Source organism: Desulfosporosinus sp. SYSU MS00001, from assembly GCF_049943955.1.
GTDB lineage: Bacteria > Bacillota > Desulfitobacteriia > Desulfitobacteriales > Desulfitobacteriaceae > Desulfosporosinus.
The window spans coordinates 334888-356035 of record NZ_JBNFTW010000004.1 but is presented as its reverse complement, the minus strand read 5'-3'; the positions used below and the strand labels follow the sequence as shown (position 1 = coordinate 356035).

The 21148-nt window shown below is 43.0% G+C and carries 17 protein-coding genes; 4 read left to right on the top strand and 13 right to left on the bottom strand.

Annotation, left to right across the window (positions count from 1 at the left end; all coding sequences use genetic code 11):
• Positions 1–20: 20 nt before the first annotated feature.
• The gene (locus tag ACPUYX_RS10305) at positions 21–479 is read right to left on the bottom strand and encodes a MarR family winged helix-turn-helix transcriptional regulator (protein WP_426379569.1); all 459 of its coding nucleotides are present in this window, start codon (positions 477–479) and stop codon (positions 21–23) included.
• Positions 480–842: 363 nt separating this feature from the next.
• Here ACPUYX_RS10305 and nuoE point away from each other — a divergent pair, with 363 nt between their 5' ends.
• The 4 genes from nuoE (at position 843) to ACPUYX_RS10285 (ending at position 6050) form a co-directional block, all read left to right on the top strand.
• A complete protein-coding gene (gene nuoE, locus ACPUYX_RS10300) occupies positions 843–1373 on the top strand; it encodes an NADH-quinone oxidoreductase subunit NuoE (protein ID WP_088225708.1) in 531 nt (176 codons plus the stop codon).
• On the top strand, positions 1370–3253 hold the full coding sequence (locus ACPUYX_RS10295) for an NADH-ubiquinone oxidoreductase-F iron-sulfur binding region domain-containing protein (protein WP_426379568.1): 1884 nt from the start codon (positions 1370–1372) through the stop codon (positions 3251–3253). Before nuoE ends, ACPUYX_RS10295 begins: the two co-directional genes overlap by 4 nt.
• A 22-nt stretch (positions 3254–3275) precedes the next feature.
• The gene (locus ACPUYX_RS10290) at positions 3276–5018 is read left to right on the top strand and encodes an NADH-dependent [FeFe] hydrogenase, group A6 (RefSeq protein WP_426379567.1); all 1743 of its coding nucleotides are present in this window, start codon (positions 3276–3278) and stop codon (positions 5016–5018) included.
• Between the two features lie 261 nt (positions 5019–5279).
• Positions 5280–6050, top strand: a complete 771-nt coding sequence (locus ACPUYX_RS10285) for a tRNA threonylcarbamoyladenosine dehydratase (RefSeq protein WP_426379566.1) — start codon at positions 5280–5282, stop codon at positions 6048–6050.
• A gap of 140 nt (positions 6051–6190) precedes the next feature.
• Here ACPUYX_RS10285 and ACPUYX_RS10280 read toward each other — a convergent pair whose 3' ends face one another.
• From ACPUYX_RS10280 to ACPUYX_RS10225, 12 genes are all read right to left on the bottom strand, one after another.
• Positions 6191–6751 carry a DUF5317 domain-containing protein gene (locus ACPUYX_RS10280; protein ID WP_426379565.1) on the bottom strand — a complete coding sequence of 187 codons (561 nt, stop codon included), beginning with the start codon at positions 6749–6751 and terminating at the stop codon, positions 6191–6193.
• Positions 6752–6779: 28 nt separating this feature from the next.
• Positions 6780–8066: an HD domain-containing phosphohydrolase gene (locus ACPUYX_RS10275; protein ID WP_426379564.1), complete on the bottom strand. Its 1287-nt coding sequence runs from the start codon at positions 8064–8066 to the stop codon at positions 6780–6782.
• Positions 8067–8321: 255 nt separating this feature from the next.
• A complete protein-coding gene (locus ACPUYX_RS10270) occupies positions 8322–8933 on the bottom strand; it encodes a hypothetical protein (RefSeq protein WP_426379618.1) in 612 nt (203 codons plus the stop codon).
• 642 nt (positions 8934–9575) lie between these two features.
• Positions 9576–11219, bottom strand: coding sequence for a hydroxylamine reductase (gene hcp / locus ACPUYX_RS10265; RefSeq protein WP_426379563.1), 1644 nt, complete (start codon positions 11217–11219; stop codon positions 9576–9578).
• 413 nt (positions 11220–11632) lie between these two features.
• Positions 11633–12346, bottom strand: a complete 714-nt coding sequence (locus ACPUYX_RS10260; RefSeq protein ID WP_426379562.1) for a hypothetical protein — start codon at positions 12344–12346, stop codon at positions 11633–11635.
• Positions 12343–13074: a hypothetical protein gene (locus ACPUYX_RS10255; RefSeq protein ID WP_426379561.1), complete on the bottom strand. Its 732-nt coding sequence runs from the start codon at positions 13072–13074 to the stop codon at positions 12343–12345. The genes ACPUYX_RS10260 and ACPUYX_RS10255 overlap by 4 nt, the downstream gene beginning before the upstream one ends.
• Positions 13058–13954, bottom strand: a complete 897-nt coding sequence (locus ACPUYX_RS10250) for an ATP-binding cassette domain-containing protein (protein ID WP_426379560.1) — start codon at positions 13952–13954, stop codon at positions 13058–13060. The genes ACPUYX_RS10255 and ACPUYX_RS10250 overlap by 17 nt, the downstream gene beginning before the upstream one ends.
• Positions 13951–14337: a GntR family transcriptional regulator gene (locus ACPUYX_RS10245; RefSeq protein WP_426379617.1), complete on the bottom strand. Its 387-nt coding sequence runs from the start codon at positions 14335–14337 to the stop codon at positions 13951–13953. Before ACPUYX_RS10245 ends, ACPUYX_RS10250 begins: the two co-directional genes overlap by 4 nt.
• A 403-nt stretch (positions 14338–14740) precedes the next feature.
• A complete protein-coding gene (locus ACPUYX_RS10240) occupies positions 14741–15874 on the bottom strand; it encodes an AAA family ATPase (protein WP_426379559.1) in 1134 nt (377 codons plus the stop codon).
• Positions 15875–16094: 220 nt separating this feature from the next.
• A complete protein-coding gene (locus ACPUYX_RS10235; protein ID WP_426379558.1) occupies positions 16095–17945 on the bottom strand; it encodes an ABC transporter ATP-binding protein in 1851 nt (616 codons plus the stop codon).
• Positions 17938–19674 (bottom strand): ABC transporter ATP-binding protein, encoded by a 1737-nt coding sequence (locus ACPUYX_RS10230; protein ID WP_426379557.1) that lies wholly within the window; start codon positions 19672–19674, stop codon positions 17938–17940. Before ACPUYX_RS10230 ends, ACPUYX_RS10235 begins: the two co-directional genes overlap by 8 nt.
• Positions 19675–19864: 190 nt before the next feature.
• Positions 19865–21148, bottom strand: a complete 1284-nt coding sequence (locus ACPUYX_RS10225) for an efflux RND transporter periplasmic adaptor subunit (protein WP_426379616.1) — start codon at positions 21146–21148, stop codon at positions 19865–19867.

The window sequence follows — 21148 nt, the reverse complement described above, 5'->3', positions numbered from 1 at the left end:
ACCATTCCCTCATTGAACACCTATTCAGTAAAAGGGTTGGCTTCCAATTCAGCCAAAACGGAATTCAATTGCTCCAAAGCCGTATTTAATTTGTTTAGATGCGAAGGATCGAGCCTCTGCATTAAACAACTAAGTTTTTTCTTTCGTTCCATCGCAAACGTTAAGAGTGCCTCTTCTCCCTGGGAAGAAAGCTGAATGAGAACAACTCTGCGGTCTTCCTCACTGCGAGTCCGTTTAATCAGACCTAACTTATGCAAGCGATCCACAAAACCCGTTACAGCACCCAAAGTAATCTCGAACTGCTGAGCAATATCCGAAGGAGTACAGGTACCTTTCTGTTCCAATAATTTAAGGAACATCATTTGATGCATGGATAACTCACTTGAAGTAAACATCAAGAAATTCTGGTACTTTTTCCAGACCCTTCTGAACAGAAGCTCCGTTTCTTCTATAAGCTTTAAATTCTGATCCTGAACCATTGGTCTCACTCCTTACCCCGAGAGAGTATCAATCCAAGCTTATTATAAGCTTCGTAAATAGTTCAGGTCAATGTGTCAGGGGGACGGTCCTTTTGACACACTCTTCGAAAGACGGCAATTCATCCCCCATCTAAGAGGTGATAGACTTCTTTTCTCACGAGGTCAAAAACCATTTCAACTTATTTCGTACCACTGACAGTTTGAAAGAGTGTTGAAAGGACCGTCCCTTTAACACAACACATTGAAAGGACCGTCCCTTTAACACACTTTGACTGAGGAATTTTGATTTCTAATACGTAATTTTTTTATCAATGGGTATGCTAGTTTTATGTACTACTTGAACTACTTGAAGGAGGTTTCCCAATGTGTGACAACCCTTCCCCATATAATCCTTATCAACAGCTGGACCGTTACATTGACGGCCTTCCTTATAAAAAAGAAAACTTAATTGCCATACTGCATCATGCCCAGCAGCTTTTTGGTTACTTACCGGATAAAGTTCAGCGGCATATCGCGGCGAGACTTGATATTCCCTCAGCCAAAGTTTACGGGGTTGTAAGCTTCTACTCTTTTTTTACAATGAAACCCCGGGGAAAACATGTTGTTAATGTTTGTATGGGGACTGCCTGTTTTGTGCGGGGTGCTGAGAAATTGCAGCAGGAAATTGAAAAACAGCTTGGAATTAAAACCGGCCAAACGACGGAGGATGAGCTTTTCTCCCTTGATTCCCTGCGTTGTATCGGGGCCTGCGGCCTTGCCCCTGTTATGATGGTCGATGGCAAAGTCTACGGCCGCCTTACCCATCCGGAAGATATCAAACAGATTTTAGATGAATACCGAGAATCGTTAGCTGGAGACCGAGAACCTGCGTTGAAGGAAGGAACACCATCATGAAACTAAAAACCAGAGACGATCTTAACACCCTGAAATCCCAACACCAGGTTCTCCTTCAGAATCGACGGTCTGACCAACCGGTTTCTGTCTCTGAGGCTCAAGGAAAGCCGAGACAAGTTATGGTCTGCGGCGGGACAGGCTGTCACGCCTCGAATAGCCCTCAGATTGTCGAGGAGCTTAAAGCAGAGCTTGAACGGCGCGGCCTTGCAGAACAAATTAATGTTCTGCAAACGGGCTGTTTTGGCTTCTGCGAAAAAGGCCCCATTCTTGAAGTTCACCCCGATAACGTTCTTTATCTTGAGGTTTCTGCCAAAGATGTGGCTGAACTTGTTGAAGAACACTTCGTTCAGGGAAAACCCCTCGAACGTCTTCTCTATCAAGACCCAAATACGGAAGAACGCATCGCTTCAGACCTTCCCTTTTATCACAGCCAAATGCGCATTGCCTTGCGCAACTGCAGCTTGATTTCACCTGAGGATATCCTGGAATATATTGCTGTCGATGGATATCAAGCCTTAGCCAAGGTTTTATTTGCCATGACACCGGAATCAGCCATTGATGTTATTAAGCAAAGCGGTCTTCGCGGCCGCGGCGGCGGCGGATTCCCAACCGGTGTAAAGTGGGAACTGACTCGAAACAATGATTCGAATAATCGTTATATTATTTGCAATGCTGACGAAGGTGATCCGGGAGCTTTTATGGACCGCTCAATTTTGGAAGGAGATCCTCACAGCGTCTTAGAGGCCATGTTGATAGCCGGACATACCATTGGTGCCTCTCACGGCTTTATCTACATCCGAGCTGAATATCCCCTGGCAATTCATCGCTTGGAAATTGCCATCAAACAGGCCAAGCAGTATGGCTTGCTTGGCAAAAACATTTTAGGCAGCGATTTTTGTTTTGACATTGAAATTAAATATGGGGCAGGTGCCTTTGTCTGCGGTGAGGAAACAGCACTAATCCATTCTATCGAAGGAACCCGCGGCGAACCTTCAGTTAAGCCGCCCTTTCCCGCTCAGCAAGGACTTTGGGGGAAACCAACTTGCGTCAATAATGTAGAAACTCTGGCCAACATTCCCCCGATTATTTTAAAGGGAGGAGATTGGTTCGCAGGAATTGGTACAGAAAAAAGCAAAGGAACAAAGGTCTTTGCTTTAGCAGGAAAAGTCAACAATGTAGGACTGGTGGAGGTTCCTATGGGAACGACACTGCGGCAAATTATTTTTGATATCGGCGGGGGAATTAAGCATCATAAGACCTTCAAAGCCGCGCAAACGGGAGGCCCTTCTGGAGGATGCATCCCCACAAAATTTCTGGACACTCCGATTGATTATGAATCCTTGATCGCCATTGGTTCCATGATGGGATCGGGCGGTCTGATTGTTATGGATGAAAGCGATTGCATGGTAAACATCGCCAAATTCTATTTGGAATTTACCGTCGACGAATCTTGCGGCCGCTGTACAGCCTGTCGAGTGGGGACGAAACGTCTCCACGAAATTCTTACGAAGATCACCGAAGGCAAAGGAACCCTCGATGATTTGGATCAGCTTGAGAAATTAGGCAAGACCATTAAAGATTCTTCGCTTTGCGGCCTGGGCCAAAGCGCCCCCAACCCCATCTTATCCACGATTGAATATTTTCGGGACGAATACCTCGCTCATATCGTTGATAAGACATGCCCAGCGGGCGTTTGCAAGAGCTTGCTCAGATACGATATTACCGATAAATGCAAAGGCTGTACTCTTTGTGCCCAGAATTGTCCCGCAGGCTGCATTACAGGCTCACCCAAAGAACCACACAGCATTGACCAGGAACGCTGCCTAAAATGCGGGGCCTGTTTGGAAAAATGCCGTTTTGACGCCATCATTCACCATTAAGGGCCTAGAAGGAGGATTCTCTATGGATGTAAAATTAACGATTAACGACATACCCCTTACTGTCCCGGAAGGAATGTCTATTCTAGATGCTGCGAGAACCGTTAATATCGATATCCCAACCTTGTGTTATCTGAACTTACACGAGATGAGGCTCAATAATCACATTGCTTCTTGTCGTGTCTGCCTGGTCGAAGTGGAAGGCCGCCGGACGTTGGCCCCCGCTTGCTCAACTCCGGTATCTCATAATATGGCCGTCAAAACAGATACTCCCCGAGCTATCCAGGCCAGACGAACCATGGTGGAGCTCCTGCTCTCCGACCATCCGAAATCATGTTTGACCTGCGCTAAGAATTTGGATTGTGACCTCCAGGCTCTCGCGGCCGATCTTGGAGTACGCAATATTTCCTACGAGGGTGAAGAAACTGAGTTTGAAATCGACAAATCAAGTCTGGCTATTATTCGTGATCCTAACAAATGCATTCGCTGCCGGCGCTGTGAAACGATGTGTAATGATGTGCAAACTGTCGGTGTTTACTCCGCCGTTGGGCGCGGTTTTGAGACCGTTGTGAAAACTGCTTTTGATTTACCCCAGCATGAAACCTCATGCACCTTCTGCGGTCAATGCATAGCTGTCTGTCCAACAGGAGCGTTAATGGAATTAGATCAAGTCGATAAGGTCTGGAAAGCTCTTAACGACCCGACACGCTATGTTATTGTGGAAACAGCCCCAGCAGTGAGGGTTGCGCTGGGCGAAGGTTTTGGTCTGGAACCGGGGACTATTGTCACAGGCAAAATGGTGGCAGCTCTCCGCCGTCTCGGCTTTGACCGTGTCTTTGATACCGAGTTTGGGGCAGATGTCACGATTATGGAAGAAGCAACGGAATTCATGCACCGTCTGAAACATGGAGGACGGCTGCCGATTCTGACAAGCTGCTGCCCCGCCTGGGTTAAATTCTTTGAACATCAATTCCCTGATCTCCTGGATATCCCCTCGACCTGCAAATCCCCTCACGAAATGTTAGGGGTCTTAGCCAAGAGTTATTATGCGGATACCTACGGCATCGATCCTCAAAAAATAACCGTTGTATCGGTCATGCCTTGCGTCGCTAAGAAATACGAGGCTGCCCGGCCGGAACTCGGTCAAGATCCTGTCACACCGGATGTGGACATTGTCATTACCACCCGTGAGCTATGCCGTATGATTCGGGAAGCCGGAATTCACTTTGAACGGCTTAACGATGAAGAGTTTGACCATCCCTTAGGCGAGTCAACGGGAGCTGCCGTTGTTTTCGGCACGACGGGAGGGGTTATCGAGGCCGCCTTAAGAACCGCTTACGAATGGCTGACAGGAAAACCCCTGGAACATGTCGAGTTCGAGAATCTTCGCGGCATGGATGGCATTAAAGAAGCCGTTGTCCCTATCGAAGGGCGGGATTTTAAAATAGCAGTAACCCATGGTCTGGGCAATGCGCGCACAATTCTGGAAAAGATACAATCCGGTGAAGCCCAGTATGATGCCATCGAGATTATGGCCTGTCCCGGCGGATGCATCGGCGGCGGAGGACAGCCTTATCATCATGGCAATGTGGAAATCCTTAAAGCTCGGGCTGCCGCCATCTACGAAGAAGATCGTTCCAAACCCCGCCGTAAATCTCACGAAAATCCCGCTGTTATTGAACTGTACAAAAACTACATCGGTGAACCCTACGGCGAAAGGGCTCATGAACTTCTCCATACCAGTTTCACTCAACGCCCTAAGATTTAGTCCCATAACAAGACTCAGGGATGGTTCCTAGATCTCACTTCTGTCGTAATCCCTCCAAGAGAATTTTCTATTCGAAATATCTGCCGCTTAGATGGCTATCAGCTAATAGTTAAATATGATGTTAAGTAAACATGGTGTCAATTAGATTACTTATTTCAAAGAGTAGATTAAGAATTACTGTAACCACAATGGTTAGCTCATTTGTAGATGGTTATGCTACAATAACAATAACAGTAAATAATTCTCTACACGGGGGACACGATGGAACACAAATTTTCGAGAACTGAACTTTTAATTGGCAGTAATGGCTTAGAAAAACTTCGCCTAAGTACGGTCCTCATTTTCGGAATAGGCGGAGTGGGTTCCTATACCGTCGAAGCACTGGCGCGCGCCTCAGTTGGCCATTTAATTATGGTTGATTTTGATGAAATTAGCATTTCAAATCTCAACCGTCAAATCCATGCTCTTCACTCAACGATTGGTGAAGCAAAGGTAGACGTTATGAAACGTCGAATCAAAGAGATAAATCCAGAGGCTCAAGTTGAAACCTTCAAAGAATTTATTTCAGTAGAAAACGTTGGTAATTTCCTGCAAAGAAAACTGGACTATGTTGTGGATGCCATCGATACAGTTTCCAGCAAAGTAATTTTAGTCAAAGAATGTTCGGAACGGGGAATACCGTTAATCTCAAGTATGGGGGCAGGCAACAGGCTTACGGCCGAAAATTACCGAGTCAGTGATATTTCTAAGACCAGTGGTGATCCCCTTGCGAAAACCATGCGCAAATTGCTGCGTCAAGAAGGGATCACTCGTGGCGTGAAGGTTGTTTCCAGTTCTGAACTTCCGATCGCCCCTCTTTCTTCATTCACTACCGCCGCTCCTTCGTCCGACAATTCAACGACAAGTAATTCCGAAAGCGAAGGAACTTTCACGCTGCAAAAGCGTCAAACCCCGGGAAGCATCTCCTTTGTGCCATCGGTCGTGGGATTGCTCATTGCGGGAGAAGTTGTCCGTGATTTATTGAAGAGATAGAATATGCTATCATTCCAAAATATGTAATTCAGGTAATCCGATATTGTATACTTAGTGTAAAGTTTTTTCCAGTAAAGAGTGATTTTACGCCCATATCGAAATCAAAATTTCAAAAAGTAAATTAAAGATCATTTGAGAAATTATGTAGTTTGCTGTTCTTGCTTGTTAGCCAATCCCCTTGTCGTCTTAAAAATCAGCATAAAACATCCTATATCAATAAGACAGTCTCCGATACTAAACACTTGTTTCTGAAGCCCAGGAACAGCTAAATAGAACCGATCCGCCAAAACTTTTAAATGAGTTGCTGCAGTCATTAATCCATGAGTACCCTGTCCGGCCAACAAGGCCTTTCGACTGGCTTCCGACAAAAAAAAGGGATCGACGGGCATAGCCCCCCCGTTTAAAACTATTACCAATGTATTGAGGAAAACTCCCCCAGCAATTAACCATATTCCATCTAGGGAACGATTTCGCAGCGTAAAAACCAACAGCAAAAAATAGGACCCGGTATCAAGAAACGAGCTTAGCCAACCAGAAACCAAGCCGATATGATGCAGGCTCGCCCAATAAACGACGCCTTGCAATAAGAAAGCCATTGGGACAAGCCAAAACTCCCGCAAGGCCAGCTCACCCAAACGACTTAGTTTTCCTCCGCATAATAGGCTTATAATCAGTGATAAAATCAAGGTTTCAATAAGCATGCTTTAACCCAACTTCCGTCAAATGTGCTTAGTAGGACGAAGCTATCTGAACCTTCCCGGCATTAATAATCTGGGATGCTGATTCCGTTGTGACTGCCTTACAAAAAACCTCGACCAATTTAGGGTCTAATTGTGACCCGGCCACTTTCTTCAGCTCTTTAATGGCTTCCTCATGAGTCTTACCTTTGCGATAACTCCGATCTGACGTAATAGCATCATAGGTATCGGCCACAGCAATAATTCGAGACTCCAAGGGAATATCTTCTCCTTGAATCCCGTCGGGATAGCCTTTTCCATCATAACGCTCATGATGATGACGTACTACTTGCCCGATATCGAACATAAATTTTATGCTTTTGATAATGGTTTCACCAATGACCGGATGACTGCGAATGGCTTCCCACTCCGAATCCAGCAATTTGCCTTCTTTATTTAAAATAGCCTCACTTACACCTATTTTACCTACGTCATGCAATACTGCTGCATATTTTAGAAATTCTATTTTATCTTCAGACATATTAATTCCTTCGGCAATAGCAACGGCATATTTCCCAACTCTTTCGGAATGTCCGCTGGTGTAGGTATCTTTAGCTTCAAGTGCTTGTACTAATGCCTCAACCGTGTTAAGGTAATTCTCACGCATATCTATATAAAGTTGGAAAGAATGTCGGGATACTAATAGTGGTATGAAAAGTAAAAGTAATCCGAAAGGTCCGTAATTTCTATAAATTAGGGCCATAAGTAAACCCAAAGGTGCTAAAGCAATAAAATTTGGTATAGACCATCTAATATTATTCAACCAAATCTGCCACGGGGATTTATTTTGCAATTCACCAAGGGCAATTGAAACTATCGTCATATTTGTGAACATATACACTACCGCTGCACCTAAATAAATAAGAATTAACCGAGGCGCAAACGAACCTCTAGTGCCTACAAATTCAATTAGTATACTCGCTAATCCAATTGAAACAACAAATTGAGAAGCATTAAATATTCTTTTATAAAGAGGTTGGCCTCTTACTTCTTTCCCAAAAACAAACAATCCCCCTATAGCTACTACAGAGGAGGAAATCCCTAGTGGAAATAAAATTACCACGCATAGAAAGACTGCAAAGCTTACAGTTACATAGCCACCTCTGGGCAGGGAAACTGGCAGAGATTCACTCGCAGAAGCCAAAAGTCCAAATATAAGTACACTAAGAAATGCTCGGAGTGACCAATCCATCTTGAGGATTGACCCTAAGCAAATCAGCGATGCCACTATAGTTATGAAGTAAAAAAACTTTGAAAAGTTATTAGGCAAATCCTTCATTTATAACCTCATTTTTATGGCCGACCAAATTAACAATTAAATTCTATAGCTAGCGCCGCCGGCAAGAACGAGTGTTACAAGAACAGTGACTACTTTAAATAATTTGCTCATTGCGGTAAACCTCCTTGATTTTTTTCAAAGGTATAGTTTAACCGCTCCGCTCTTTATCCGTTCCGCTGTTTTTTCCGCTTCGCTCGAGGGAATTAAACAGAATTCAAAATCTAATTATTAATAAGTCGGCCAATATTAACAAGTTTAATCGTTTATGAGAAATTTTAGTTTTCTGTTGACGGCATCAAGAGTCGCCTTGACCACTGCTTCTCGGTCATCACTCCGGACCAAAGCACATCCGGTCAAGGACTGCTCTCCCATGGGGGCTATTAAGGTTATAGAAACTAAAGCGACCTCTTGTTTAGCCAGGCGCATAATACCTACATCTTCAGTTACAAATAAAAATTCCTTTAATGTAATGGAAGCAAGTGCCTTAAGGGTCGCATCAACGAAGAGGCGAAGTTTGTTGTAGGCGGAAGATGGTCCGTCTGCGATTCCCTCAATCAGCTTATCTCCGGACAATAGCTCAACTTTAACTTCAGCCATACCATTAACGGTTCTGAGGGTCACACCGACCAATTTTGGCCGAGTTGACTCAACAACAGCAAGGGCGTTGTTTTCCTCATCATCCCCCACTTGCGCCACACTAATCTTTTTATGATCGACCTCTAAACCAAACTGTGCAGCCATCACTGATTCGACATCTCGGACTACCTGCTTAGGAGGTCTTCCTGAATTAGCCAGAACATGAACTTCTTCGATTTCTCCTTGATTATTTAGATTAATACGAGCAGCAATTACCGATTTAATTTGCATAATGGCCTGCTCCCAGTCTTGGCTAGAAAAAGTCACTTCCGACAATGAAAACACTCCTCGATCCTTTAAAATAAATTTAAAGTTCTATACAAAGTTATTTTCGACGTGAGAATTCTTTTTCCTCCCAAGTAACTGGCAATTATGACAAAAGTTTCATATGGAATTTGTGTAAAAAGAAAGAATATGTTCAAAATATTTACATTTTATAAATTTTTTAAACTACCAAAATAATTATACAAGAAATATTCATAAAGCAAATAGTTTTCAGCCAAGCTTACTCAATTTTTCATTAACATATTGACGAAAAGACGATCACTACAGTTGTTGTTCGCCGTGACGGTAAACTTATAACGATAAAGCCCGATAAAGATACCAAAATCGAAACGACACATGCTTAAGTGAACTCGTTCAGCTAAAGCTGAATTAAGATGGGGCCTCTACCCCACCTGTAGTTTACGAAGGCCCAACCCCCACTTATAAAAGCGGAGGTCCTAAAAACTAGATAAATTTGATAATTGAGTAAAAATAATTAAACGTATAAAGACGACTTTCGATTCGTCTTTATACGTTCTCATAGTGCACAAGAAAGAGTTGCAGCAAACTGGTTTCCAGTTCGCTGCAACTCTTATTTTCAGCATTTAATTATCCCATGAAGATCTTCAGATCATCCTCAACATTAGTGATACCTGCAATACCAAAGTTTTCAACGAGAACTTTAGCAACATTTGGGGATAAGAACGCCGGAAGCGTGGGGCCTAAGTGAATGTTTTTCACACCCAGATAAAGGAGGGCCAGTAAAACGATAACTGCTTTTTGCTCATACCAGGCGATATTGTAGGAAATAGGAAGCTGGTTCACATCGTCAAGCCCAAAGACTTCTTTGAGTTTCAGAGCAATTACTGCCAACGAGTAGGAATCGTTGCATTGGCCGGCATCAAGAACTCTGGGAATACCGCCGATGTCTCCCAAATTGAGTTTATTATATTTATATTTTGCGCAGCCTGCGGTTAGAATTACCGTGTCTTTCGGCAAAGCCTCGGCGAAGTTGGCGTAATAGTCGCGGCTCTTCATGCGGCCATCGCAGCCGGCCATAACGAAGAAGCGTTTAATTGCACCTGATTTTACTGCTTCAACAACTTTATCGGCAAGGGCCAGGACTTGATTATGAGCGAAGCCTCCGACAATTTCTCCGGTTTCAATTTCCGTGGGGGGGGGACATTGCTTAGCGTGATGGATAAGGGCTGAAAAATCTTTGGTTTGGCCGTTGCCACGGTCAGAGATGTGCTTGATCCCTTCAAAGCCTACTGCTCCTGTTGTGTAGAGACGATCTTTGTAGGAATCCTTGGGAGGAATCAGGCAGTTCGTAGTTAGTAAAATCGGCCCGTTAAAGGAATCGAATTCTTTATCTTGTTTGTACCAGGCATTTCCATAGTTGCCGACGAAGTTGTCGTATTTCTTAAATGCCGGATAGTAATGAGCCGGAAGCATTTCACCGTGAGTATAAACGTCAACACCAGTACCTTGGGTTTGAATCAGTAATTCTTCGAGATCTTTCAGATCGTGTCCGCTGATCAAGATGGCGGGATTGTTTCTGACCCCGATATTCACTTTAGTCAGTTCAGGATTGCCATAGGTTGTGGTATTAGCCTTGTCCAGAAGAGCCATAACTTCAACGCCATATTTCCCTGCTTCTAAGGTCAAAGCAACGAGAGCATCCGCGGTTAAGGTATCATCTATAGTTGCCGCTAAAGCTTTTTCAATGAAGGCAAAAATTCCATCGTCTTTATAAGCCAAAGTATAAGCGTGTTCCGCATAGGCTGCCATTCCCTTTAAACCGTAGGTGATTAACTGTCTCAAGGAACGAACGTCCTCATTTTCTGTCGTTAAAATTCCCACGAGAGCTGCCTTCTGATCAAATTCTCCAGCAGAAGCTGTCCATGTTGCAGCATCATGCAAGTCTGCAGGTATGGTGCCGCCTGCTTTAATAATGGCTTGCTTGAGTTCGTCACGAAGTTTTAGTCCTTCTTCAATTCTTGCAACGAAACGGCTTCTGTCAAAGTTAGCATTGGTGATCGTGGTAAAGAGGCTTTCCATAATGAATTTATCAATCTCCGGTCTGACAATCCCCATATCTCGAGCTTGAAGGGCAAAGATAGAAATTCCTTTTAAGGTATAGATGAGAAGATCTTGCAAATTAGCAACATTTTCTGTCTTCCCGCAAACTCCTTTAATGGTACAGCCGGTTCCTTTTGCTGTCTCCTGACATTGATAGCAAAACATACTCATTCGTTGTTCCCCCTAAATTTTATTTAAAGTTTTGTCTTAACTCAACCTGACAATAGTAAGTTTAAAGCAAATTAGGGGAAAACACTGTGACCGAGACAAGTCTTTTGGTGTGATAAAAGTCACACCCAGGGAACTTGTTCAGCTAAAGCTGAACATTGGGGCTTCATAATCTTTAAATAAAGGCGTTCTCACTCCACTATACTAGTTGAGCGAGAACGCCTTGGCTATCTGCCACCCACTTCGAATTTTTTGAGTTAAGTTTTTACACTGCCTCACTTAAAAACTGGATCAAGTTTATAGATTTTACTGCAATTGATATTAATCTCCACGACTATATTAATATGAATATATTTATATCAATATTATTATCAATCATTATCTGAATCCTTATCCTAACTTAATCTGAATCACTGTTAATCCTTATCGAGGTATTGCAAGTAATTTTGCCCTTTATCGATCTTCGTACTCTTTGGAACTCTCAATAAAACTTCACCCCAACCGAAACTTGAGCTTAAAAAATTGTGCAAGTTCACCGCATTTTTTCCTTCAAATTGACTCTGAGTAAAATTCGACTTGAATAATCTAAGTGTTAACGTTTGTCGAACAGGTTCTATTACTAATGATCCATCCTGAGAGATAACTTTGGGAGGCTGAAGCAGTTTTGTATAATCAGTATCTCCAATATAAGAAGGGGTACAATAGGTCAAAACATCAATCTTGCCGTCATCCGTCTCTTTCTGCTCAACATAAATTTGAAAGTGTCCCGGGTTCGGTGCAAAACCCAGTTTTACTGCCCTTTGATCTATTTTAAATGTCTGCCGGCTGTTCAAATACAGCCCTGGCTGCCTCTCAAAGTCATTCTGGGTTCTAATAGTGTAGGAGATAGTCGATACATTTCCTTTTTGTAAACTCCCCCCTGTATGGCTTCTCTCCATCAATCCAAAACCATGATTGGGCAATACCGCTGCAATCACAACGGATAAGATCAGGCCAAGGAGATAAACGCCTGCTATAATCGCACTTTTTCGCCAGCTCATAAAGGTCACAACTATAGTTCCAAGTTTCCTCGCCAGCATAATTGCAACAACCAAAATGGCAACAGCTATGGGAAGACCAATAATACTCATTTTCTCACCTCCATGCGATTGGAAAGCAAACAACTGAGGGAAAACACTATTAGAGACGAAAGAATAATTCTTATAGCAAATATTAACGGCGACGTTTCGGAGGCAAAGAAATCAAAGGATAGCTTTAAAACTTGCGGATTTACTTTTTGCAGTCCGAAGAGAGCCGCCGGGTAGAGTACTACAAAGAGCACATGGATCTGAATTAAGATTCCTAACAGATAGCCCATAGAAGCAATTAGGGTCATATAGAGGGCTGTCGTGATAATCCCTAACAAAATGTCCGAAACAACCGGGTAGAAACCGTTAACCCCTATCTGAGGGCGATCAAAAGCGAAATACATCATGATTTTAAGCACAAAGCTCATTAAAGATGAGGATATGCCACCGAAAACTATTGTCGTCAGCAATAGACCCACGTTAGACAAATGACTTGATAATCGGTTCGTTACAAGAGTAAAATCCATGGTTTTAGAATTGATTGATGTCAATCTTAAGGCCATAAAAAAAATCCAAATAAATGTAAACGCAATCATTATATCTCCGGAATAATATTTAACATCAACCCTCAACGTATCAGAAGCACTGGACATGCTCTGAATTCCGCTGAGGGAAAACAACAAAGCTAGGACTTGAATAAAGATCAAAGAATAGACCCCGGAAGTATTGGCCTTTAACTTGTAGACATACTGTCGAGAAGCGACCGATAATACATTATTGCTTAAAGACATAGTCAATCCCCCCTTTGACATTGCCTGTTAAGTAGATACACAAGTCTTCCAGTGATACCGGCAGAAGTTCAAGATCCGCCTGTTTATGGAATTGTTGAGAGGTTAACCCTTGATTTCTAATCACTGCATACAAACTCCCCTGGGCGAACTCCTCAGTATGTAGAATTTCCTGCCCCTTCAGCCCTTCTAAAACCTTTTGCTTTGGTCCCTTAAGACCAAGAGCATATTCTTTAAGCTCAAGCACAGATTGGTGCAGGCATTTAGTCCCGTCCCTGAGAAGAAGAATATCTTCCAAAATATCCTCCACTTCACTCAGCAAGTGGCTCGAAAGGATTATAGTGCGAGGATATTCCAGGTAGTCCTTAAGTAAGGCCCGATAAAAGTCTTTGCGCACAGCGGAGTCCATCCCGCTTGTCGGTTCATCAAAAATGGTCAGCGGGCAACGGGCAGCAAGGCCGATAATCATGTTGAATGTACTCTGATTGCCCTTAGATAAGCTGCTATGACGCTGCTTGGGATTGAAGGAAAAGTAGTCAAATAATCCGTGAGCAAGTTTTGCGTTCCAATTTTGATAGAAGTGAGCAACTTCGGTTAAGATATCATCGAGCCTAAAAGCAGCGGGAAAAACCATCTGGTTGTCGATGAAGATGATATTGGCAGCGACCTGAAGACTGTCAAAGGGATTCTGAGAAAACACGTTGATCTCCCCCCGGCTGGGCTTCAAGTACCCGGCTATGAGTTTCAGCAGCGTTGTTTTTCCCGCACCATTTCTGCCGATTAGGCCAGTGAGTTTATTTTCTTCGATTTGGAAGGTCAGATTATCTAAGGCTGAAATTTTGCCATAAGATTTGGTAAGGTTCTCCCCCTGAATAACTGTCATTCTTTATCCTCCTCAATCTCCTTGAAAACCTGGTGTATCAAATCCATTAATTCAGTCTCTTTAACATCCAGGTGCTTCGCTTCAAGAACAAGTTCGTTAATCATCTGTTTTAAAACCTGGCTTCTGCGCTTTTGAAGAATAAACTGTTTGGCATTCGGTGCTACAAACAGACCCAAGCCTCGCTTCTTAAAAGCAATCGTTTCATCCACGAGAATATTGAGCCCTTTGGCTGCAGTAGCAGGATTAATGTTAAACATTTCTGCCAGTTGGTATTGCGAGTAAATACGCTCCTCCTCTTTAAGGTTAGCCCGCAAAATTTCTGTTTCCAGCCATTCGGATATTTGAATGTAGATAGGTTTCATACTGTCGGAATTAAGGATCACATTCTCACTTCCCAAATTAGAGATATTAGGCCTATGTAGTACATTACTGATGTAATGTAGTATATAGTACCTGACGTTATTTTTCAACATAAACATTGATTCATCCAATCCTAAGACTCCCACTTCTTCAAGTGAGAGTGGTTCCCATACCTTGCTTCGGTGGGGGTAGAGTCCAGTCTTCAGAGCGATAGCATTTGTTATGGGCTAGGAGCTTTGCACGTGTTCGCTAATGTCGAAAAACCATAAAGAATAAGATTGGAAGGATATTCCATATCCATGAAGAAAACCTACTAATAAATATAATAAGAACCATGTAGGATGTGAGAAAAATGAAATTGATAATCATCTTATTATTAATCGGCAGCGGCCTGTCTGTTGCAGGCAGGCTGTTTTCGATTGAAGGCTAATAGCCCTCGATTCGTCGATTAAGGTAATCTTTAAGCATCGGCTCTACAAATTGATAAGCACCACGCCCGGTTTTTTCGATTATTGCTTTGTCAATGAGCAGATCGACGGCCCTCTTAATGTCGTTGGGATTCCCACTCAGCCCGGAGTAAATATGAAGCCCTTTCGCTAAACTAACCAAAACGCGACGAGAATTGCCTAAACTGCCTAACTCATCCAGAAGCTCATCAAAGACCGGAGATAATGACAGCAGCGCCCTTTCATAACCAAGCCTCACAAAATCCAGGCTCAAGTTCTTTACCCCAGCTTCGAGCAAAGAGTAATATATTTCGGAACATAGAAGCATTGTATCCTGAGGATGTCCGCCGCTTAATGTGAGGATCTCCGAAATCACACGGTCATTCAGTGTAATAGTTTGTGCTTGGAATTTACCAGTTATATACTCCACCCAGGCCTCTGACGGAACCGAAGGAATCGGTAAAATTGTCGCAAAACGATAAAAGGCTTGTCTCTTATCGCCAAAAATGGTATTCATCATGCCTTCTTTAGATCCGAGGAAAAGATAAGCAACATGTTGGTGTACTTGGAAGTAGGAGCGCATGACCTTGAGTGCTTCTTCACCGGCAATCCGAACAACTTCTTGAAATTCATCGAAGACCAGGATCATATGTTTCTTATCTTTTTGGGCAAGGACTTCCGAAAGTTCAAGGGCATAATTAAAGAGCTCATCATCACTCTTGCTTTCACTGGGTAAACCAAAAGCAACCTCAAGGTCCTGCAGTTTCGCCGTAAGCTTTGCTGCTCCCGTAATCTTCTTAAGGCCGTCTTTTAAGGCGGCAGTTGTTTTGCTGATCCCGCTGCGATTCTCTAAACACGCATTGATGATCGCGAGAGACAATTCCCTTTTAGTGTTATAACGGAACAAATCTACAAAAGCCACATAGTGTTCATTGCTCTTGATTCGCCTTATTACCTCCAGTGCCAAAGAAGTTTTGCCAATCCGCCGAGGGCCGGCTAACATAATGCTCTGGCCTTCGGTTAGACGCCTTTCGAGTGAACTCAAAAACTCTGCGCGATCCACGATATCCTTTTCTGATACAGGACCACCTAATGGGAATAGCCTGCCTGGCATACTCTTCACCTCAATATTACACTTTTTGTAATATAATATTACATTACATGTAATATTGCAAATGTCTCCTTAAGATATAAGCGGGACCGTTGCATGGTGACTATTTATACGTTTTTATAAGTAAAACCCTGCATATCAGTGGATAATTTAAACCACTAGTTATGCAGGGTTTTATTACATGAGGAGCGCTTAGGCATTTTGCGGCAGCCCCTAATTTGCTTTAGATGTTATTTTCCTCATAGCCCATTTGGCTGATTACCATTTCATAATAAGCTCCTTTATGCTTCATGAGTTCATCATGAGTTCCGCTCTCCAATATTTTTCCGCTGCCGATAACCATTATTTTGTCAGCATCGCGAATGGTTGAAAGTCGATGGGCAATTAAAAAGCTCGTCCGATTTTTCATGAGAGTCAACAGCGCATGCTGAATTTCTTTTTCTGTCTTGGTATCAACACTGCTTGTAGCCTCATCAAGAATTAAAATCGGAGCGTCGCACAGTATGGCCCGGGCGATAGCCAGTAATTGGCGCTGTCCTTGACTAAGGTTATCTGTGCTGCCGGTTACGATCGTATCATAGCCTTTGGGCAAACGGGTGATAAATTCGTCGGCATGAGCCAGTTTAGCGGCTTCTTTGACTTCCTCATCTGAGGCAGAAGGTCTTGAATAACGGATATTATCGTAGATCGTACCTGTAAAGAGACAGGTATCTTGTAAGACAACTGAAAAACAGCTTCTTAAGTTTTTTCTGGCAATTTCCGTAATATCTCTGTTGTCAATGAGAATTTTCCCTTGGTCCAGCTCATAAAAACGAGTTAATAAATTGACAATCGTCGTTTTTCCTGCTCCTGTTTCACCGACTAAAGCAACAACTTCACCGGGGCTGACTTTAAAGTTGATATTCGTTAACACCGGTTTGCCGGGATTATAGAAAAACGTGACATTACGAAATTCTACCGCTCCTTGAGGGTCAGTTAGTTCTTTTATATCCGACCGGTCAGGGACTTCTTCTTTTTCGTCCATGATTTCAAAGACTCTTTCCGCACCGGCCAAGGCCGACTGGATGTTATTAAACATTCCGGCAATATTATTTAAAGGCTGACCGAATTGTTTAGAGTAGGTCAGAAAACTTACGACCACCCCAACAGTTATGACTCCTTTAACTGACAATATTCCTCCTGTACAGGCAATGATAGCAAAGCTCAGGTTATTAATAACATTCATAAACGGCATCATAAAACCAGCCCAGATTTGAGCCTTTGTCGAATAATCACAAAGTTCCTGATTGGTATTCCCAAAATCAGTCAGAACATTTTGCTGCCGGTTAAAGGCTTTGACCATCTTCAGACCGTTAATGCTCTCTTCAATTACTCCGTTTAACGCACCCAGCTTTTGCTGCTGCCCTAAAAAATAGCCTCGGCTGCGTTTGGTAATTGTTTTGGTTAACAAGAAAAACAGTGGTATGGATATCATGGCAACGAGCGTCAAAATGGGGCTTAGGACGAGCATCATAATAAAGGAACCTGCGATAGTAAAAACGCTCGCGATAAGCTGAGTCGTCGTCTGGGAAATAGTGCTGCTGATATTATCAACATCATTAGTAATCCTGCTCATAGTGTCCCCATGTGATCTCGTGTCATAAAAATCCAGGGGGATGTTCTGCAGCTTAGCAAAAAACTCGGTTCGAATGTGTTTAACGAGTTTTTGAGTAACCTTGGCCATCAGAATGCCATTGGCTGTATCAAGAAACCAGCCGGCAAGGTAACATGTCACCAGAATCAGGATATAGTCTGCCAATAATGATTTATCGACCGTATTGGTTTGGGGATGGAAGGTATTGATTGCCTTGCCTAAAAAAAGCGGGGTAAATAAGGCGACGGTGGCGGAAGTGACTGTTAAAGCGATTGACAGAAAGAAGGACCTTCGCCATAACATAAAGATGCCCAGCAGTCTTTGCAGTGTTGCTTTTGTGTTTTTCGGCTTTGCCGTGGGAGCAAATCGTCTTGGCCCTCCGCCGCCAATCCTGCCCAAGTTAGGCATATTTTCAAAGCTTTTATTGTTACTCTTAGCCATGCGTAATCCCTTTCAAGTCGCCGCCTATTTGCGAGTCAAAAATTCCCTGATAGGTTTTACAGGACTGCAGGAGTTCTTGATGACTGCCAAAGCCAACGTTTAATCCATTGTCAAGTACAAGAATTTTATCGGCAAACATTGCGGTTCCTATCCTTTGCGTTATCATGATTACTGTTCTGCGGTTCTCGGCTTGATTGATTGCCCTTCTGACCTTCGCTTCAGTAACGGCATCAAGAGCACTCGTGCAGTCATCCAGAATCAAAACAGGCGCTTTTTTTACCAAGGCTCTGGCAATTGAAATACGCTGCTTTTGGCCGCCCGAAAGATTTACTCCCCCCTGACCTAAACTGCTGTCGTATTGAGCGGACATAGTTTGAATAAATCCGTCTGCCTGGGCAGCCTGGGCTGCCTGGGTAATTTCTTCTTTAGGGGCTTGGGGATTTCCCCAAGCTATATTTTCAAAAACAGTTCCAGAGAAAAGCATGCTCTTTTGCGGTGCTAAGGCAATATTTTCTCTCAAGCTATCGCTGTTAAGGGTTTTAATATCCCTTCCATTAAAATAAATTGCGCCTTCCAGGACGTCATAAAAATGTAGGAAAAGCCAGACGAGGGTGGATTTTCCTGAGCCCGTAGGTCCAATAATTGCCAGGGTTTCTCCTGAATTAATCTTAAAGGAGAGATTTTTGATCGTCGGCAGACCGCTGCCGCTGGGATAGGCAAAGGTTACGTTTTTAAACTCAAGCTCTCCTGAACGATGATCAGATGTTTGACCGGAACCTTTAAAATCCTCCTCGCTGTTCAGTACCTCATTGATTCGCTCCGTGGAGGCTTTTGTCCTGACAAAGACATTGAAAATGTTCGTGATCATGATCAGAGAGGCTAAGATCTGTGTCATATAGCTAATGAAGGCGGCTATTTTTCCGACTTCGATATCCCCATGCCCATAGAGTATGCTTCCAATATATAAAATCAGAGCAATCCCCAGATTAATGCTTAGAGACATAAGGGGGGAAAAATAGGCGATAACAACCTGGGAGGACAACGTTTTTGCAGCCAGATCAGAATTGGCGCTGTCGAACTTTTCCTCCTCATCCGCATACCGTCCAAAGGCTTTGACGAGTCTTACACCCATCAAATATTCCTGAACCACTGAATTTACTTTATCAATGGCATATTGGACTTTAGAAAAACGGACATAGCTCAGTTTCATACTGATAACGATAAAAACGGCCACAATCATCACGACGAGAAAGAGGATTAAGCTCATCTGACGGCTTAGCATGACAGCCAGAATGATGCTTCCTAAGCAAGTAATTGGCGCTTTAAAAAAGATTCTCATTAAGCCGTTGATAAATTGGGTTACTTGGGAGATGTCATTGGTCATGCGAGTGATGAGCGAACCGCTTTCAATCTTATCTGAACTTACTTCAGAAAACTTGATAATCTTAGCAAAGACATCATAGCGTAAATCCGCTCCAAAGCTTTGAGACACCTTACTTGCCAGGACGCTCCTCGTGCCCGCGAAAAATGCTCCAATTACTGTGATCAATAACATCAGCAGCCCAAATTTTATCACGGTTGCCATTTGGCTGTTTTTCACTCCCTCGTCAATGATGCGGGCCATGATTGTCGGCTGCATCAAATCACAGAGGGCCTCAAAAAACACGCAGCTTATCGCTGTGAAAAATAACAATTTGTATTTCTTAAAATAAGGCTTGTAGATACCCATATTTTCCTGATTTCCTATCTTTTTCTAATGCAAAAACTGCTTTGAAACGATAGTCTCCAGTGGAGACTATCGCCGAAACAGCCTATACCAAAAGGAATACTTCGCGGCAAAGGAGGACTCTGCCCCAACAAACAACGTACGATGGGACCCACTTCCACTGCTGAAAGCGGAAATCTTATAATTGGATAAATTATTTTTTAGTTGAGTTGGTTGCCTTTGTTTTCTTAGTCGTGGTAGTCGTGGTATCTTTAGAAATTTTTACTTTCTCTCCGTCATTTAAGAAAATTTGACCCTCGGTGATTACATTTTCACCAGGTTTTAAGCCACTGACAATCTCGGAGATTTTATCGTTAGAAATCCCAACTTGTACAGGAATCTTATCTACAGTGTTATTTACAACAGCATAAACATAAGAAACCCCGTCCTCTATGGATATTGCCCCGTTAGGTACCGTCACAATATTATCCTTTTCTTGCGCCGGGAGAACCACTGTAGCATACATTCCTGCTTTTAATTCATTATTAGTATTATCTAAATTGACATCAATAACATAGGAATTTGTTTTGTCGGCAGCAGGACTGATAATATTGATTGTCCCATTGACGGTTTTATTATTCAATGCGCTGATTTTAACCGGTACTGTTTGGCCTTTTTTGAGATTGATGACCGTGGTATCCGGGACATTAACCTCAGCAACGACAGTTTTAGTGTTGATCACCGTAAAAGCTTGAGTTGCACTCGATGCAACCTCTCCTATATCTATATTACGACTAGAAATAGTCCCAGTAATCGGTGAAGTAATCGTTGTGTTTTGAACCTGAACCTGTGCATAGTTTACTGCTGACTGCGCTTGTTTTACTTGGGCTGCCGCAGCTTCTACGGACTGTGGTCCTGATTGTTCCTTGAGTAAATTCAGGTTTGAGTTGGCGGAATTCAGAGCGACAGTTGCCACATCGAGAGTCTTTTTATCATTCTCCAGACTTTGTTGCGATAATGCTCCGGCATTATACAGCGTTTTGTCCTTATTATAAGTATCTTGGGCATTGTTATAAGTTATTTGGGCATTTTGTTGAGCTTCTTCCGCAGTGAGCAATTGTTGCTGATAAGCTGATCCTTGTGTTTTATCATAATTGACTTGGCTTCCTTCCAGATTTGCCTGCTGCTGCTGAAGCTGAGCTTGTAAATCACTTGAGTCAAGAGTAAACAATACCTGACCTTGTTTAACCTCATCTCCTACATCAGCTTGCACCGTCGCAACCTTTCCGGCGATTTTCGGAGAAATCATTATATCCTGAAATGGTTTTAATTCGCTGGAATATTCGACATTCGTCGTTATTGAGCCTGAAGCTGCCTGTACAACACTAACGTTAACTGCACTCTGCTGCCTGGGTGCCGCCGTCCCGCAAGCGGTTAAAATGAACGACATACCAATACTCAAAACTGAAATCGCCATACGCTTTTTATCATATCTCAT